Below are 12911 nucleotides of genomic sequence, written 5' to 3'. Positions count from 1 at the left end.
ACATTCCAATACGGCTAAGTAACTCCCCGTACGATTTGATTTCCACTAGCCTAAGTGAGTAGACCCAGTTTCAGCACTCTGGCAATATTCTCGGTTGTACGCTCCACATTTTCCGGTCCTTCTCGCAATAGTCGCTCCAGATCCGCTGCCCCAGGCACAATGCCAAATATGGCATCAATACCTTCCTCGTACAGGGTGTCGATTCCTTCGCCTACATAGCCTGCAATGGCAATTACAGGTTTACCCGCTTCCTTGGCTGCCCGAGCAACGCCATAGGGGGTCTTGCCAAATTTCGTTTGGAAGTCGATACCGCCTTCGCCCGTAAATACCACATCCGCAGCATGTAATTTCTCACGCAAACTCGTATATTCAATGACGATTTCAATCCCTTTACGTAGTACCGCCTGTGTAAAAATCAAGAGTCCCGCACCCAATCCGCCAGCCGCACCGGCACCTGGTATATCACGGACATCTTTGTGCAACTGCTGTTTCACCACATCTGCATAGTGGGACAGGCTCGCATCCAGCTGCTCAACCATCTCTGGGGTAGCCCCTTTTTGTGGTCCAAATACTCTTGATGCGCCATGCTCCCCGCAGAGTGGATTAGTTACATCACAGGCGACAATGAACTCCACTTCCTGCAAACGCTCATCCAGGCCGGATACATCAATCTGAGCCAGTTGATCCAAAACCCCGCCACCCCGCGCAAGTGGATGACCTTGTGCATCCAGAAACTTGGCACCAAGCGCTTCAGCCATACCAGCACCACCATCATTTGTCGCACTGCCACCAATGCCGATAATAATTTTACGGATACCCAGATCCAAACATGCCCGAATTAACTCTCCTGTTCCATAAGTCGTCGTCCGTAGCGGATCTCGAACTTCCTTGGTGACCAGATGTATGCCACTGGCCGATGCCATCTCAATGGCTGCCGTTGTTCCGTCACCCAGAATACCATACTGGGCAGTCACTGTCTGACCTAAGGGTCCACTCACCTCTTGCTGGTGAAGGACACCACCAGAGGCATCTACAAGGGACTGCACCGTGCCTTCCCCACCATCCGCCATGGGTACGTGGATGTATCCTGCTGTCGGATATATTTTACGCAACCCTTTTTCCATCGCGATGCATACTTCTTTCGCTGTCATGCTTTCTTTAAACGAATCCGGTGCCAGGACAAATGTCTTCTCTCCAGTTTCTCTCATCTCTCTCATCACTCCATCCGTTAGATTAAAGAATTATAGAATAAATCCGTACAGTAACGTCGCTACGATCGCCATCGTGCCACCCACAATGGATTCATATGGAATAACGCCCATCCGCTGACGGATCGTCATCTTCATGCTGTCAGCCGACACGTGGAAGTAATTCCCCTGTGGCAGGGAATCGATGACGGTAGCCCCGGTGTGCACCATAACAGCAGCCGCGAGTGGTGCTGTACCCATGTTCAGGATGGCATCACCGAAGGAGCCTGTTGCCAAGATCACCCCTGTCGAAGTCGAAGCCGTTGCTGCCGCCATCAGAATGCCTGCGATCGGTGCGAGGAAGGTACCAGATATGCCGGACGCTTCAATCAGACCCACTACCTGACCTGACAGATCTGAAGCAGAGATGAGTCCTGCTATTCCACCAGCACCTACCAGAATAAGCACAGTTGCTGTCATCTTGTTTAACCCTGAGGTTGTATACTTCACAATATTTCTGCCTTGCCCCATCGCCAGCATTCCGATGATGCCTGCAATCGGCAGGATATACATGGCGTCCACTTTGAAGGTGGACAATGCTTCAATGCCAGCAATAGAACCAATGGGATTAATCATCAACAAAATGATCGCTACCAACGGAGCAACAATGGCTTTGCTCAGTGGTGGATACTTCGATGTATCTATATCGCCCTGTTCGGCTTCCTGGTCAGAAACCATAACCCCCTTGTTCTTGAGCATTGAAGCTACAATTACAGTTACAATCAAGCCGCAGATGGCGGGAATTACGCCTGCCAGCATAACATTGCTCAGATCCAGATCGAACCCGCGTGCTGCTGCAATGGTATTGGGATTTGGGGAGATAATGTTCCCCGCCTTGCCTCCACCGGACAAGGCCAGTAACAGTGCCAATTTGGATATGCCCATTTTATTACCTACGGACAATGCAATCGGTGCAACGATCAGCACGGCTACAGGGATAAATACACCCACTGCGGTAATGATCATCGTGGCCAGTGCCAAAGCAAGAATGGCTTTGCTTCCGCCAAATTTACGTACAATTGCCTGCGCTATCGTCTCCGCCGCTCCCGATTCCATCATCACACCTGCAAGCACCCCCGCCGCTAATACGCGGAGTACCGTTCCCATAACACTTTGCGTGCCATTTACCAGTATATTTACGGTCTCATCCAGGTTCGCTCCCCCAATTAAAGCGCCTACAATCGCACCCAGAAATAAAGAATAGACCGGATTCAGTTTCCTCAAAATCAAAATGATCGCTATAGCCAGTCCTGCCAGCGCGCCAATCCAGCTAATTGTTAAAGGTTCCATTGTCAATTGCCCCCCATGCACTTGTTGAACACGCTTTCATTATAGTTGCTGGCGGCGATAATAAATATTGATGAAAGGACGAAATTCATTGTGCATATGCACAACCGAAGGGCGAACTGTTCTCATCAACATCCTAGAGCATGTTCTCATTTCCTGAACACCCAAGCGCACATGAACGTAGGCTGAGCTGAATCGGTGCGCTAAAGAATCTCAGACATGCTATACCTGAATAAATAACCTTTTACAGCGTTTTTATCAATGGATTGCGGGAAATAACGTGTCTAGTGTTCCTTACATTTTCAAAAGAGGGCCGAGAGGCCAAATAAGACGTCCTGTGTTCCTTAGAAATCGGCTCTCACCAATATCTATATGAAGTACACAAACAGCCTGTTGCCTCGTCATCTCGTGGCAGCAAGCTGTTGTATGGTTGAATCCTTAGCAAGCATGGGCACACGCAACGTACCCACCCCACCCTATTTCTGCTCTGCATTCCCCAATGTATACTCGCTCAGCTTTCCTTCATAGACCAATTGCAATCGTTCACTCTGACGAAAATCATCCGGTGTCACGAGCGCCGGCAGCTTGTTCCACAACTTGATTCCCGAACGTTGCAGAATCTCGGCTACAAATTGGGAGCAGAAGTAGGAGTTGCTGAACTCCACCGGTTCCTTGAGCGTAATGCCGATTACCCCCAGCAGATTGTACATATATTTCTGGCGGCTGCGGATGAAGATGTGCAGCACGCGTTTCATCTTTACCACTTCACGATCCGTCACCCGAAGCTCGTATATGACACATGTGGTATTGGGATACTTGCTGTATGTACCTGTCTGGATATCTTCCTTCACGAACCCGCCGTTCAGTGGATTGCTCGGATGCTTGCGGCCGAAGCTGTACAGCTCGGTTAATTCCCGGTCAAATGAGATTGATGCGTGATTATATGGCGCTCGGGTATAGCTCTGAATAACCTTCGTAAACAGCGTTCCTGTATTCGTAAGCAGGATATAGATGGAGCGTTCATCTGTCATAGCAAAATTTCCCCTTATCAAGTTGGCACTATTCCTTCATAATAACATAGGTGCCCTATAATGGAATCTTACTTTGAATAAGCAGGTGATCGGTTCGTGAGCAGTTCACTCTTTACACTAACACTCATCTTCACAGCTTTACTTGTGATACATATCGTCTACAAAGTGATTACGAATCTTCAGCCAACCAAAGACTACTCAGGTATCGGTCAAAAAATCAAAACCTGGTGGGGCATGCTCGTGATCTTCTGCCTCGCTACCCTTTTCAACCCCATCGTGTCCCTGATCTCACTCATGGTGCTTGCATTCTTCTCACTCAAAGAATACTTCTCCATGATTCGCAGTACACGTAAAGCCGACCGCAGATTGTTCCTGTGGGCGTATCTGGCGATTCCGGTCCAGTTCTATTGGATCTACATTGGATGGTATGGCATGTTTATCGTGTTTATTCCACTATATGTGTTCTTGGTACTTCCCTTGCCACGCCTGATTAACAAAGGCACGGTCGGGTTCCTGCGCAGTGTCAGCTCCACACAATGGGGATTGATGCTGATGGTCTTTGGGCTGAGCCACCTGGCCTATTTCCCGTTCGCCACACCGGAGTACGGGTCCAAACTGGTCCTGTTCCTGGTCGTGTTAACACAGCTTAACGATGTGGTGCATTATCTGGTCTCTCTCTATCTGGGCAAACGAAAAGTGGTGCCTACCGCCAATCCGTTTGTCACCTGGGAAGGGTTCGCATGTGCATTCATTGTAACGACAGCAACGTCTTATTTCATCCATCCCTACCTGACACCATTTGATTGGAAATTTTCGCTGTTCATCGGGGTGTTGATCAGTTTGGCCGGATTCTTCGGAAGTCTGACGGTATCTGTACTGAAGCGCGATCTGTTAATTGGGGATGACAACAAGTTCGATTCGCTCAAAAAAAGCTACCTGAGCCGAGTCGACAGCCTGACCTACACCTCTCCGGTAATGTTCCACGTGGTCCGTTATTTCTTTGACTTTATGTAGCAACAGATAGATCGACGATCTTGTAATCATACATGTTAAAAAAAGCAGCCGAATGGGCTGCTTTTCCTGTTCAACAGGCTCCTGTCAGGGCCATATTGATGTACCTGACGTTACTTCAACGTAATTTCTTTCTCGGCCATGATTTCGTTCCCCTCATCATTGGTGAAGACAAATGTGGCTTTGCCACGCTCGCCCTTCATCTCATCCGAGTAGATAAATCCGGAGAATTGTCCATTGCCGCTAAAGTAAAACCCCTCTTCGCCATTTCCACCATGTTCGATGGCTTCCTGTAGCGAATTCACAATCGTCACTGTGTTAGAGGTCCATCGCATCTCCGTTAGCGCATAACCTTTCGGGACCTGCTTAATTCCAAAATCAAAGCTGTTACCCTCGCTCGGTTTCTCCGACTGGTCAATGACGATATCAATCTGCTCAGACGGTTCAGGGGACTCCGATTGAGCTGTCGGCTTGCCCTCATCACCACTTGCACTATCTTGATCATTGTTATTCTTTGCATCCGCATTCGGAACAGAGCTTTCTCCAGCTTCCTCTACAGGTTGCTTCGATTGCGGATAGGCGTGTTCCTGAACGGATTCGTTGTTATTTTTGGCACCACAGGCACTAACAACTAGTGAAATACAGAGCACAGACATGCAAAGTGCAGAGTTCTTTATATTCATGATCATCATCTCATTCTCCCTTCATCCATTTACAGCACATATATCTATGTCAGTTGAACTAATCATTTACACGATAACGGAGAGGACAGAAAAAACCTGAAAAAGCGAAGCGTTCGCCTTTATCCCCGGATTTTCCCTTTAAGAAAGGGGAATCAAAAAATCTGGGGATAACAGCGATTGGAAGGTTATTCTGTCATCGTAGTGTCAGTGTAAATATTCTTTAGTTCAACTTATATAGCACACCACTTACTAATCACTACACCATATCGTCCCTCATGAAGCTCCATTATATGTAAATGATTAATAAATTAAGTATGTGTCTGCACCTCAATGAATAAAGAAAGAGCTCTGTTCACGACATCATGCACCGTTTATTTTATCGATCAAACCCTGGTAAGACTAATACTTGTCCAATCTGAATAGCGTTATGTTCCAGTTCATTTACTTTTTTGATTGCTTCTACGTAGACACGAGTATCCATCTGCTGAGGTTTATGGGCCAATGAGATACTCCACAGCGTATCTCCCTGAGATATAACGATCTGGTCCCCCGATAACAATTGCTCATCCCCGGCAAACGCAGTGAATACAGCACTGCACCCTATGATTATAATTAGAGTTATGGTGACGATCTTTAATAGCCAGGTTGGCGTCTTCGCACGCTGCATGAATTGCTCTTTAACATATATGGTGCGAGACTCGGACGTTTTGGTATACACGGACTCATAAATACTTTTGTACGTAGAATATCTCATTCTATTCGACCTCCAGAATTTCATTCGGTTCATCTTGAATTTCATGTTTACCTATGTATATTTCCTATAACAATGAACAATCAATAATCCACTTTTCGACACCTAGGTATGTTTTCCTAAGTCATTTCATCATGATAGGTCTATACTACCAGTTCACTCTAAACAAATTCTGAACAAGCGAATTTCATTGTTGAATCAAATTCAATCTTTCCAATATTCATGCCTGATTTTCGGCGATGCTTGCTGCAACGTTTTTCTATAATAGGTTATAGATAAAGATTCTAATGAGGTAAGGACGTGCCCCATGATTTCTGCTGATCTGAAGGAACAATATTACGAGGCGCTTGTAGCCAAAGATTCAGAATATGAAGGTTTATTCTATGTTGGGGTTCGAACCACCGGTGTATTCTGTCGCCCCACATGCCCGGCTCGAAAGCCAAAATTCGAAAACTGCGAATTCTATGAGACAGCTCAGCAGGCACTTCTGGCTTCATATCGCCCTTGCCAGCGCTGTCGGCCACTATCTCATCCCAATCAAGTATCGGATGTCGTTCGCATATTAGTGGAAGCCGTCGAGAAACAACCGGAGAAACGCTGGAAAGGACAGGATTTCAAGGCTCTCTCCATCGATGAATCCACGGCGCGACGACAGTTCAAGAAGCGGTTCGGCATGACCTTTGTTGAGTATGCTCGCGCGCGCCGCATGGGGATCGCTCTGAAAAATATTCGCTCCGGCCGCACCGTGATTGATAGCCAATTAACTACCGGATATGAGTCAAGCAGCGGCTTCAGGGATGCCTTTTCACGGATCATGGGTGCCGCTCCTACACAAGTCGATGAAGGGCATGTCCTGAAAGCGTCCTGGATTGACACCCGCCTCGGTCCGATGATGGCCATTGCAGATGAAGAGGCGCTATATTTACTGGAATTTGTGGACCGCAGAGGTTTGGAGCGCGAAGTTGAGCGTCTGCGCAAACGAACCAAATCGGCAATCGTGCCCGGTACCACGGCTCCCATACAGTCCATTGAGCTTGAACTAAACGAGTATTTTCAGGGCATTCGGACAGCATTCGACACACCGTTGTTCTGTTTAGGAACACCATTTCAAAAGCGTGTGTGGGACGAGTTGCTGGCCATTCCGGCTGGTGAGACGAGGTCATATCAGGAGATTGCGAATGCACTGGGCAAACCAACGGCGTGTCGAGCCGTGGCACAGGCGAATGGGGCCAATCAGCTGGCAATTGTAATCCCATGTCACCGTGTAATCAATGCCAGTGGTGAACTGGGTGGATACGGTGGGGGATTAACTCGCAAGAACTGGCTTTTGACTCATGAGAAACAGGAACAGGATAGCTAAAGAACGGAATGAAGTAATAAAGCACGCATCAAATGCCCAAAGGAATGCATGATATAACAAAGGAGAGTCAACATAATATGAGTACCTTAGAAGAGAAAGCAGCGTTGTTCCAACAATACCATGTGAAAGGAAAACCACTTGTGCTGGTCAATGTGTGGGATGCAGGAAGTGCACAAGCCATTCAATCCGCTGGAGCAACAGCCATTGCTACCGGAAGCTGGTCCGTTGCTGCGGCCCATGGTGAACATGATGGTGAAGCCATGCCATTCCATCTGGTGCTAGCCAATCTCGCGCGGATTACAGCGAGCGTGGATCTGCCTGTAACGATTGATATAGAGGGAGGGTATGGGAGGTTGGTGTCAGAAGTGAAGCAAAATATCCTGCAAGTCATCGATCATGGTGCTGTAGGAATCAACATTGAAGATCAACTTTCCGCTGGCTTAGGATTGTACACTGTGGAGGAGCAATGCCTGAGACTGTCTGCCGCCCGGGAAGCTGCGGATCAGGCAGGCATACCGTTGTTCATTAATGCCCGCACAGATGTTTTTCTGCAACATGCACCTGAACACCATAACCACTCCCTCCTGGAAGAAGCACTCATACGTTCGAGCCATTATGCAGATGCAGGAGCCAGCGGGCTGTTTGTACCCGGTTTGCAGTATCACCAACTGATTCAAGAATTGTGTGAGCGTTCGCCTTTACCAGTTAACGTCATGGTTACGTCTCCTGAGCCTTCACCAAAACAACTCGCCGCACTGGGTGTAGCACGCGTAAGCTATGGGCCTTATCCCTATCTGCAAGCTATGGAACACCTAAAAGAACTGGGGCGAAGCATTTTGATGAATAGTTCCGAATCGTCATAAGTGATTACCTATGGTATAATCACCCCTACTCAACATTAACTAGGAGGCAATTATGCTTAACGTGGAACAAAAGCTTGAAGTGCTACAATCGTATCCCCAATTGCAACGCAAGGACGTTTCTCTCGGTCGTGTGAATTTCCACTACGAGGAAAGTGCGTATGATAAAAAAATTGTTGCTCTCCATATTCACCCGAACGGTAACGGTTATATCTATGCAGGATTACTGCCCAGCGTTGAGACTGATGCGAAAGGATTCGTCAACATTCGGGATTACTCCGAAGCAGATCTGCGCACATTGTTAGATGAAACGATCCAAGCGATGTCTCACAATCCCAACGCAGTTGAATTTGAAGAGCCAGAACAAGTAAAAGTTGTTCCTGCATTGGCTCCAACCTCTACAGGCGGCGGAACATGGGTCGATGAAGATGGACATGCGCTGACTTTAAAATATGAAGATGACATGTGGTACGTGTATTCCGGCGATAATCTGGATATGGCCTTCGAAACACGTAGCGAAGCTGGCGAGTATCTCCATGACGAAGGATTCAAACCGCAAGCTCAGGTTTAACGTATACACATTTCATTTTGAATTGCACAATGATTGTTGAACAGAGATATTCAGTAATTTAAAATGATATGCAAAAACACGAGGCGTGTTCGCACTCGTGTTTTTGGTATTACAGGAATTTTCGTATCGTTTCATTAGCCCAGTTCATTCATATACATTATGCTGTCAGTCTTTTTTGGATTTCATCGTAAGCGGCGCATTCTTCATCATCGGGTACGTCGACAGAAGTAGCGCACCACCTATGAACCCCAGAACGGTGAACAATGTCATGCGATCAATCCTGGCAATCCACAACGTAAACTCTCTAAGATCGCCCAATGTTATGATCACCGTAATAACCAAACCAACGCCAAAGAACATAATGAAGAAGTTACGTAACCCCAGTCGCATCCAGCAAACCGTTGGGAAAACAGAGATTCCCAGTACCAAATAGCCACACATCAGATCAATCCACAGGTAGGCTAAGAAATGATATTCGTTTGAATACAACATGCCAGGTTGATAAAGGGTAACATCCACAATTCCTTTTTCTTGAAGCAGATGTACGAGGAAATACACCACATGTAGAATGGCCATGGTACCTGCAACCATCCATACCGAGTTCATATAGAAGGATTTCATGAATTGAATTCGCGTACTACCCATACCAATCGCAACCGGAAACAATGTAATGATACCCCCGATCGCAAACGTACATATCCCCCCGTACATAGGGCCGAACAGTTGTGTAGTATACGAGACATCAAATATGAAACCAATGGCCAGATATACGACAGTGAGCATTAGCGAAATGGATGTGAATATGCCCAGATACAGTCGCATATCATCCCGAATCAGTCGATTCGTGCCTTTTACTGCATTCATGGTTTAGCCCCCTCTTGTTTACGGGTCCTGTTAACCAGATAATCCTGTAATGTCGCTTTCTCAATGGAAAGCCCATGTGCATGAGCGATATCCTTCCACATTTTCGAGTAGGACTCATCAATCATCACTTTTACAGTCGAGCCCATCTGGGAAGACTCTATGACCTTAGCATCTGCTGTCACCCGGTTAACATCTTCTATTCTCCCTGTTAGAAGAACTCCTTTTTCGCGCATCTCCTCCATAGGCTGATTTAATAACAACTCGCCAGCTTGCAAAACGATAAGGGACTCACATAAAGGCTGAATCTCCTCAATATGGTGGCTGGATATCAAGATCAAACGCGGGTTATCTTCATAACTTTCGAGTAGTGCATTGTAGAAGAATTTACGCTTCTCCGCATCGAGTCCATTGGTGGGTTCATCCAAAATGGTGATCTGGGCATTACTGGCCAGACCCAATATGATCTGAGCGGCAGTCTTCATACCTTTCGAAAATTTAACGATCTTCTTCTTCGCTGGTAGTTCGAACACATCAATTAAACGCTCCGCCAACTCCTGATTCCACTGCGGATGAAAGTATTGCCCCATTTGAACCATGTCATTAACCGTCCAGTTTTTCCCTAGGGGATGATTCTCCTGAATGTAGCATAGATGCTCTTGGGCGGCCAGATTATTATAGGGGTCTTGGCCCATGATCTGAACGGTTCCACGATCCGGGCGGTTATGTCCTGCGAGTAAACTCATCATTGTTGTTTTGCCCGCTCCATTTCTTCCCCAGATGGCACTAATGATTGGCTCACTCTCGTGTAGCGTAACCTGCTTCATAACGGGTATCTCTTGATAACTGTAGTTGACCTGCTCCATATGAATCATAACTCACTCTCCTTATCCTTCTTGCCGCGAATTAGATCAATGATCATATCTTCATCCATGTGAATCCGTCTGGCTTCTTCAAGTAAAGGCTTGATGTATTCTTCATAAAAATCCTGCTTCCGTTCAACGAGCAATGCTTCTCTTGCTCCCTTCGCAACAAACATTCCAACACCTCGCTGTTTGTATATAATCCCTTTGTCCACGAGCTCCTGCAGTCCTTTGCGGGCTGTTGCCGGGTTGATATTGTAGAAACGTGATAGTTCATTGGTTGAGGGAACCTGCTCCTCCACCCTCAATCTGCCCTCCACAATATCGTCCATAATCATCGTGGCAATCTGATGAAAAATAGGCTGAGATTCATCCAAAGTCGATTTCATATGCCTCCAACTTTCATACGTATTCATTATTTAGTTAGTCGGTTAGTTACTCATGTAACTAACTATAGTATACAAAAACGCAAATGTAAATAGGCGAACTTAATCCATCGTCTTTCCTACGTTGACTCTGTTGTATTGATTAATAAGACCGTCCAGGACTACGGATTGCTGGATCACTTCCGGATGAAGCAGACTGCCGTATTCCATATGCATGCGATATAACAACTGTCTGGCATCTTCAATCCGTAACATCAAATCCAGGCGCTCCATAGTACCCCTCCCTTTTTGTCATATTTTAGTGTATTATGCCAATCAAAAGCGCATGTGAGATACGACATACTTATTCTTCCACTTTGATACAAAAAAGAACGCTTCTGAAATAAATCAGAAGCGTCCGTTGGTTCAGGCTTATGTCCCTAAACCGTGATCATTCGTTCGGTAGATTGAAGGGTCTGGGCTTCCCACAGTCGGGGAAGGACCAGTAACAGGGATTACGATGCTCAATAGGATACTACATGTAACTATCAGCAAAGCCAGCTTTCTCTTCATTGAGTTTCTGCACCTCACCAATCAAGATTTTGTATTGCTTTATAGCTGTGTCAGATGCGTAGTCCCTATATTGTTCAAACAATCCGACACCTCTAAGCATACCTCGTCCATCGCTAATTTCAATAGAAAATCTCAAGCTATGGAGAACAAAATCTAATCCCTCTGCAAACCTGTCTTTTTTAAGATAATATGTTCCTAATCCAGCTAAAAGACGAACGTATCGATCATCGGTAATTTGTTTGCTCACTTTCCCAATCCGATTGCTCTGTTCCTGATAAGTGAAGTACGATTCATACTGCTCAAGTACATGGTCTATATTCATATCATAGCGGTTAGCTGCCGTTACAATATCACAGAGCGCTGGAAATATCTCATTTTCCTTCGTCGAGATATACGCCAGATATGCAGGTAATACCTCAAACTGTCCCGCCATTAATTGATATATATAACGATTACCCTCAGCCCATTCCTGAAATTGATGAATGACCACTTTTTCCTCAGGTTCAGGATTTTTTACCCAACTGTAATCAGTGTACAATGCAACATACTTCAATGCCACTTCATAGTTGTTCAGATGGAAATGGGCACTTCCAGATGCTAAATAAGCATACATAATATAAAAAACAATAGGTCGCTTCGTTTCTTCTTGTTTCCTTCGACCATTCATCTCATAATGAATGGTTGCTTTTATCTTCAGTTTTTCTGATAGCTCTTGAACTTTGCTCCATCTGTGGAGTGATGCAAAAGCATTAATCAATTCGTTAAGTGCATCCAACTGGTAGCGTTCATCCAGCCGATCCACATAATATTCAAACCGGGCTGCAATAATCAGATTCCGTTGCTGATCATTGGTTAGCCCCAATCGGAACAGTCGATACTGACAGAGTGCAAGCCGCTCGGAATGTTGCATTTTCTCGCTTTCAGCGATGTTCTCATATAAAAGAATGGCCGGTTTGAATTTACCCGCTTGGTAGAATTCTTCAGCCACATCAAATAACAAAGGAATATAGGATAGATTATCCATCATTAGACGAATAACCTCTTCAATACAGTCCAGCTTGTCCAACTCGGCACAGCGATGAAGGAAAGGTCCCAGTCTTCGCCAGTCCGGGGTTGCATGCACAAAACACTCATCTATGTATAACTCGTAGAAGTAACCTTCCTCCAGTCTCATGGCGGAAGTAATGCGGTCCAACTGCTGCATGGCAATAGGCCGATTTTTATTCAAAATATTGCTCAGCGTACCTGAATTAATCCCTGACGTCTCCGAAAAATGACTAATGGACATCTGTTCACGCTTCAAATAACTCTCTAAATGATCGCGTATCGTGGTTGTTGGTTCCAAACGAACACCACCCTCCAAAATAAAAAAAACATAAACAGGATTATCGGTATGCAAAAGTAATTATATGTAATTAGAAAGTATCGGTCAATATAATAAATTCAAC

14 protein-coding genes are annotated in these 12911 nt (G+C 45.8%); 4 read left to right on the top strand and 10 right to left on the bottom strand.

Annotated elements, in window-relative coordinates; all coding sequences use genetic code 11:
* Positions 1 to 50 precede the first annotated feature (50 nt).
* The 3 genes from MHH93_RS17630 to MHH93_RS17620 form a co-directional block, all read right to left on the bottom strand.
* Positions 51 to 1208, bottom strand: a complete 1158-nt coding sequence (locus tag MHH93_RS17630) for a glycerate kinase (protein WP_500055058.1) — start codon at positions 1206 to 1208, stop codon at positions 51 to 53.
* A gap of 33 nt (positions 1209 to 1241) precedes the next feature.
* Positions 1242 to 2537 (bottom strand): GntP family permease, encoded by a 1296-nt coding sequence (locus MHH93_RS17625; RefSeq protein ID WP_500055057.1) that lies wholly within the window; start codon positions 2535 to 2537, stop codon positions 1242 to 1244.
* 473 nt (positions 2538 to 3010) lie between these two features.
* Positions 3011 to 3565, bottom strand: coding sequence for a hypothetical protein (locus MHH93_RS17620; protein ID WP_500055056.1), 555 nt, complete (start codon positions 3563 to 3565; stop codon positions 3011 to 3013).
* 96 nt (positions 3566 to 3661) lie between these two features.
* Here MHH93_RS17620 and MHH93_RS17615 point away from each other — a divergent pair, with 96 nt between their 5' ends.
* Complete coding sequence (locus MHH93_RS17615; RefSeq protein ID WP_500055054.1) at positions 3662 to 4579, top strand: phosphatidate cytidylyltransferase; 918 nt, start codon at positions 3662 to 3664, stop codon at positions 4577 to 4579.
* 110 nt (positions 4580 to 4689) lie between these two features.
* Here MHH93_RS17615 and MHH93_RS17610 read toward each other — a convergent pair whose 3' ends face one another.
* Together MHH93_RS17610 and MHH93_RS17605 are read right to left on the bottom strand one after the other, a co-directional pair.
* Complete coding sequence (locus tag MHH93_RS17610) at positions 4690 to 5259, bottom strand: hypothetical protein (protein ID WP_500055053.1); 570 nt, start codon at positions 5257 to 5259, stop codon at positions 4690 to 4692.
* Between the two features lie 376 nt (positions 5260 to 5635).
* Positions 5636 to 6013 carry a LysM peptidoglycan-binding domain-containing protein gene (locus tag MHH93_RS17605; protein ID WP_500055052.1) on the bottom strand — a complete coding sequence of 126 codons (378 nt, stop codon included), beginning with the start codon at positions 6011 to 6013 and terminating at the stop codon, positions 5636 to 5638.
* 304 nt (positions 6014 to 6317) lie between these two features.
* Here MHH93_RS17605 and MHH93_RS17600 point away from each other — a divergent pair, with 304 nt between their 5' ends.
* The 3 genes from MHH93_RS17600 (at position 6318) to MHH93_RS17590 (ending at position 8801) form a co-directional block, all read left to right on the top strand.
* Complete coding sequence (locus MHH93_RS17600) at positions 6318 to 7370, top strand: bifunctional transcriptional activator/DNA repair enzyme AdaA (RefSeq protein WP_500055051.1); 1053 nt, start codon at positions 6318 to 6320, stop codon at positions 7368 to 7370.
* Positions 7371 to 7447: 77 nt separating this feature from the next.
* The gene (locus MHH93_RS17595) at positions 7448 to 8233 is read left to right on the top strand and encodes an isocitrate lyase/PEP mutase family protein (protein ID WP_500055050.1); all 786 of its coding nucleotides are present in this window, start codon (positions 7448 to 7450) and stop codon (positions 8231 to 8233) included.
* A 52-nt stretch (positions 8234 to 8285) separates the two neighbouring features.
* Entirely contained in the window at positions 8286 to 8801 is a 516-nt protein-coding gene (locus tag MHH93_RS17590; protein ID WP_500055049.1) for a hypothetical protein, read from the top strand.
* 165 nt (positions 8802 to 8966) lie between these two features.
* On the opposite strand, the gene MHH93_RS17585 is transcribed toward MHH93_RS17590, so the two are convergent.
* From MHH93_RS17585 to MHH93_RS17565, 5 genes are all read right to left on the bottom strand, one after another.
* Complete coding sequence (locus MHH93_RS17585) at positions 8967 to 9665, bottom strand: hypothetical protein (RefSeq protein WP_500055048.1); 699 nt, start codon at positions 9663 to 9665, stop codon at positions 8967 to 8969.
* Positions 9662 to 10537 carry an ATP-binding cassette domain-containing protein gene (locus MHH93_RS17580; protein WP_500055047.1) on the bottom strand — a complete coding sequence of 292 codons (876 nt, stop codon included), beginning with the start codon at positions 10535 to 10537 and terminating at the stop codon, positions 9662 to 9664. The genes MHH93_RS17585 and MHH93_RS17580 overlap by 4 nt, the downstream gene beginning before the upstream one ends.
* Entirely contained in the window at positions 10534 to 10914 is a 381-nt protein-coding gene (locus tag MHH93_RS17575) for a GntR family transcriptional regulator (RefSeq protein WP_500055046.1), read from the bottom strand. The genes MHH93_RS17580 and MHH93_RS17575 overlap by 4 nt, the downstream gene beginning before the upstream one ends.
* A 99-nt stretch (positions 10915 to 11013) precedes the next feature.
* Complete coding sequence (locus tag MHH93_RS17570; protein WP_500055045.1) at positions 11014 to 11184, bottom strand: aspartyl-phosphate phosphatase Spo0E family protein; 171 nt, start codon at positions 11182 to 11184, stop codon at positions 11014 to 11016.
* A 241-nt stretch (positions 11185 to 11425) separates the two neighbouring features.
* Positions 11426 to 12808 (bottom strand): transcriptional regulator, encoded by a 1383-nt coding sequence (locus tag MHH93_RS17565; RefSeq protein ID WP_500055044.1) that lies wholly within the window; start codon positions 12806 to 12808, stop codon positions 11426 to 11428.
* Between the last annotated feature and the right edge of the window lie 103 nt (positions 12809 to 12911).

The organism is Priestia sp. FSL H7-0729 (assembly GCF_038005685.1).
GTDB lineage: Bacteria > Bacillota > Bacilli > Paenibacillales > Paenibacillaceae > Paenibacillus.
The sequence above is the reverse complement of the archived record's forward strand: the minus strand, read 5'-3'. Positions and strand labels throughout refer to the sequence as shown.

What these genes read in the sequence shown, in the direction of transcription:
- MHH93_RS17580 (WP_500055047.1), bottom strand. Translation starts at nt 10,537, where the DNA reads ATGATTCATATGGAGCAGGTCAACTACAGTTATCAAGAGATACCCGTT.
- MHH93_RS17605 (WP_500055052.1), bottom strand. Translation starts at nt 6,013, where the DNA reads ATGAGATATTCTACGTACAAAAGTATTTATGAGTCCGTGTATACCAAA.
- MHH93_RS17575 (WP_500055046.1), bottom strand. Translation starts at nt 10,914, where the DNA reads ATGAAATCGACTTTGGATGAATCTCAGCCTATTTTTCATCAGATTGCC.
- MHH93_RS17570 (WP_500055045.1), bottom strand. Translation starts at nt 11,184, where the DNA reads ATGGAGCGCCTGGATTTGATGTTACGGATTGAAGATGCCAGACAGTTG.
- MHH93_RS17620 (WP_500055056.1), bottom strand. Translation starts at nt 3,565, where the DNA reads ATGACAGATGAACGCTCCATCTATATCCTGCTTACGAATACAGGAACG.
- MHH93_RS17630 (WP_500055058.1), bottom strand. Translation starts at nt 1,208, where the DNA reads ATGAGAGAAACTGGAGAGAAGACATTTGTCCTGGCACCGGATTCGTTT.
- MHH93_RS17590 (WP_500055049.1), top strand. Translation starts at nt 8,286, where the DNA reads ATGCTTAACGTGGAACAAAAGCTTGAAGTGCTACAATCGTATCCCCAA.
- MHH93_RS17585 (WP_500055048.1), bottom strand. Translation starts at nt 9,665, where the DNA reads ATGAATGCAGTAAAAGGCACGAATCGACTGATTCGGGATGATATGCGA.
- MHH93_RS17625 (WP_500055057.1), bottom strand. Translation starts at nt 2,537, where the DNA reads ATGGAACCTTTAACAATTAGCTGGATTGGCGCGCTGGCAGGACTGGCT.
- MHH93_RS17595 (WP_500055050.1), top strand. Translation starts at nt 7,448, where the DNA reads ATGAGTACCTTAGAAGAGAAAGCAGCGTTGTTCCAACAATACCATGTG.
- MHH93_RS17610 (WP_500055053.1), bottom strand. Translation starts at nt 5,259, where the DNA reads ATGAATATAAAGAACTCTGCACTTTGCATGTCTGTGCTCTGTATTTCA.
- MHH93_RS17600 (WP_500055051.1), top strand. Translation starts at nt 6,318, where the DNA reads ATGATTTCTGCTGATCTGAAGGAACAATATTACGAGGCGCTTGTAGCC.